Genomic DNA, 3,299 nt, shown 5'->3' on the forward strand with positions numbered 1-3,299 from the left:
CGGGTCGTTCAGCACGGTCAGCCGCTCCGCCGCGATCCGGCCATCGGACGAAAAAGCCGAGATCACATCCGCCCGCCCGCTCTCCAGCGCGCGGTACATGAAGGTCGGGCTGTACGGCGTCATGCTCGCAAAACGCAGGCCATAGGCATCACGCACCGCCGCCCATTCGGGCCGGTCGAGAAACTCCAGGTCGCTGCCCAGCTTCAGCCGCGGCGCGACGTGCGACAGATCGGCGAGCGAACGCACCCCCAGCCGCTGCGCCAGCGGCGTCTTCATCGCGAAGGCATAGGCATTCTCGAACCCCAGCGGCCCCAGCATCGCGACATCACGCGTCGCGGCCCAATCCTTCAGCGCGCCCAGCATCGCCGCGCGGGGCGGGGAGTCATGCCGCCGCATCGCGGTCGTCCACAAGGTCCCGGCATAATCGACATAGACGTCCACACGGCCCCCCGCCGTCGCCTCGAACGCCACGGTCGAGCCCAGCCCGTCGCGATAGCTGACATCATAGCCCGCGCGGGACAGCCGGTCGCCGATCAGCCGCGCCAGGATATATTGCTCGGAGAAATTCTTGGCTCCGATCACCACCTGCCGCCGCGCATCGCCGCCACGCGGCCAGAGCGGCTGAGTCGCCAGCGCCATCCCCAGCGCCAGGGCGACCAGCCCGCCGATCCACATGCCTTTCCGCCGCGTCGCCAGCCCGCGCTCGATCAGCCCGATCAGCGCATCGACCACCAGCGCCAGCGCGGCGGCGGCGAAACAGCCCGCCAGCACCAGCGCCCAGGCCTGGGTCTGGAGCCCTGCGAAGATCAGGTCGCCCAGGCTCGGCTGGCCCACCGTGGTCGACAGGGTGGCCGCGCCGATCGTCCACACCGCCGCCGTGCGGATGCCCGCCGCCAGCACCGGCGCGACCAAAGGCGCCTCGACCAGCCGCAGCTTCTGCGCCCGCGTCATCCCCACCGCGTCCGCCGCCTGCAACACCGCCGGGTCTAGCCCGACCAGCCCCGTCACGCCGTTGCGCAGGATCGGCAGCAGCGCATAGAGCGTCAGCGCCAGCAGCGAGGGCAGGAACCCCAGCGCCGGTATGCCTCCGCCGACCAGTCCCGACAGGCTGAGCAGCACCGGATAGAACAGCGCCAGCAAGGCCAGCGCCGGGATGGTCTGGACCAGACTGGCAAAGCCGAGCGCCGCCCGCGACAGCCTTGGTCGCCGCGCGCACGCAAAGGCCAGCGGCACCGCGATCAGGATGCCGAGCAGCAGCGCGGCCATGCTGACCAGCACATGCTGCGCCAGCAGCGGCGGGACGCGGGTGAGGGCGTCGAGAAAGGCGCTCATGCCCGGAGCGCCGCGAGCCGCTCGGCCTGATGCCGGGGGACCGCCATCAATTCCTGCGCCGCCGGGCCACCTTCGCCGCGGACCAGTTCGGCCGGGGTCGCGTCGGCGACGATCCGACCCGCTTCCATCACCAGCACACGGGCGGCGGTCAGCAGCGCCTCGGCCATGTCATGGGTGACGAGGATCGTCGTCAGTCCCAGCTTTCGGTGCAATTCGACCAGCCGCCCCGCCACCGCATCGCGGGTGACCGGATCGAGCGCGCCCAGCGCTTCGTCGAGCAGCAGGATCGGCGGCTCGGTCGCGAGCGCGCGGGCGATGGCGACACGCTGGCGCTGGCCGCCCGACAGGGCATCGGGCATCCGCTCCGCCACGTCGCGCGGCAGGTCGACCAGATCGAGCAACTCGCCAACCCGGTTGCCCCCATCGCGCCCGGCGATGCGCAGCCCGATGGCGATATTGGCCGCAACGGTCATGTGCGGGAACAGGCCATGTTGCTGAAAGACATAGCCGATGCGGCGGCGGAGCAGGGGCGGGGACTCGGCGGACGCATCCTGCCCGTCGATCAGGACCCGGCCCGTATCGGGCTGCTCCAGCCGGTTGACCATGCGCAGCAGCGTCGACTTGCCCGACCCGGATGCGCCGACCAGCGCGACGAAGCTGCCCCGCTCGACGGTCAGCGAAACACTGTCGACCGCCGCGACCGTACCGTAGCGGCGGCTGACATTCTCCAGCACGATCATCGATTTGGGCATGGGGCCATCTTGGGAGGGAAGCGGGAGCCGGTCAAACGCGGTGAAGTGCCGTTTCGCTGCATCGTCTTTGTGGCTTTCGGACTATGCCTGTGCCGCCCCCCGCGATATGGCGCTGTAAAACATGTTCAACACAGCCGCGCGTGAGCGGCAGGAGAGTTTATGAGCCAGACCGATCTTCAAAGCGCCAGCCAGGTTCTCGACCGTGTCCTCGTCCTCGAAATGGTGCGCGTTACCGAAGCGGCGGCGATCGCGGCGTCGACCTTGGTCGGGCGTGGCGACGAGAAGGCGGCGGACGCGGCGGCGGTCGAGGCGATGCGCGCCGCGCTCAACGAACTCGACATGGACGGCACCGTCGTCATCGGCGAAGGCGAGCGCGACGAAGCCCCGATGCTGTTCATCGGCGAGAAGGTCGGCACCGGCAACGGCCCCGAGATCGACATCGCGCTCGACCCGCTGGAGGGCACGACCATCTGCGCCAAGGCGGGGCCGAACAGCCTGGCGGTGCTGGCGATCGCGGAGAAGGGCCATCTGCTCAACGCGCCCGATGTCTATATGGACAAGATCGCGGTCGGCCCCGGCTATCCGGCGGGCGTCATCGATCTGGACCGCAGCCCCAGCGACAATATCCGCGCCATCGCCGAGGCCAAGGGTGTTGCGGCCAGGGACGTCGTGGTGTGCGTGCTCGACCGGCCGCGCCACGAGGGGTTGATCGCGGAGCTGCGCGCCCTGGGCTGCGGCGTGGTGCTGATCGGCGACGGCGACGTGGCGGGGGTGATCGCGACGACCGATCCCGACACGACCATCGACGTCTATATGGGCTCGGGCGGCGCGCCCGAGGGCGTGCTGGCCTGCGCCGCGCTGCGTTGTGTCGGCGGGCAGTTCAAGGGGCGGCTGCTGTTCCGCAACGATGCGGAGCGCGCCCGCGCGCATAAGTGGGGGGTGACCGATCTCGACAAGCAATATGACCTGACCGAGCTGGCGCGCGGCGACTGCATCTTCGCGGCGACCGGCGTGACCGACGGCTCGCTGCTGGCCGGTGTGAAGCGTCGGCCCAAGGTGATGACCACCGAGAGCGTCGTCATGCGCGCCTCGTCGGGCACGGTGCGCTGGGTCAAGGGACAGCACCGGCTTTGATGTTTAATGCGTGAGGGTTTCGTCTTGACCAAGCCCCTCCCCTTCAGGGGAGGGGTTGGGGTGGGGCTTCGCCTCGCACGC

Annotated in this window: 3 protein-coding genes; 1 reads left to right on the forward strand and 2 read right to left on the reverse strand. The window is 69.7% G+C overall.

Features of this window, described 5'->3' with window-relative positions:
• The coding region (locus SP5_RS16125) for an ABC transporter permease/substrate-binding protein (RefSeq protein ID WP_042490629.1) at nucleotides 1-1,332 on the reverse strand (1,332 nt) is incomplete at its 3' end.
• Nucleotides 1,329-2,084, reverse strand: a complete 756-nt coding sequence (locus SP5_RS16130; protein ID WP_042490630.1) for an ATP-binding cassette domain-containing protein — start codon at nucleotides 2,082-2,084, stop codon at nucleotides 1,329-1,331. The genes SP5_RS16125 and SP5_RS16130, both read right to left, overlap by 4 nt.
• A 159-nt stretch (nucleotides 2,085-2,243) precedes the next feature.
• Here SP5_RS16130 and glpX point away from each other — a divergent pair, with 159 nt between their 5' ends.
• Complete coding sequence (gene glpX, locus SP5_RS16135) at nucleotides 2,244-3,218, forward strand: class II fructose-bisphosphatase (protein WP_042490631.1); 975 nt, start codon at nucleotides 2,244-2,246, stop codon at nucleotides 3,216-3,218.
• Nucleotides 3,219-3,299 lie beyond the last annotated feature (81 nt).

It is taken from the genome of Sphingomonas parapaucimobilis NBRC 15100, from assembly GCF_000787715.1.
Taxonomy (GTDB): domain Bacteria; phylum Pseudomonadota; class Alphaproteobacteria; order Sphingomonadales; family Sphingomonadaceae; genus Sphingomonas; species Sphingomonas parapaucimobilis.

Bases quoted from the DNA above. Each gene is read 5' to 3' on its own strand.
- SP5_RS16130 (WP_042490630.1), bottom strand. From the start codon at position 2,084: ATGCCCAAATCGATGATCGTGCTGGAGAATGTCAGCCGCCGCTACGGT.
- glpX (WP_042490631.1), top strand. From the start codon at position 2,244: ATGAGCCAGACCGATCTTCAAAGCGCCAGCCAGGTTCTCGACCGTGTC.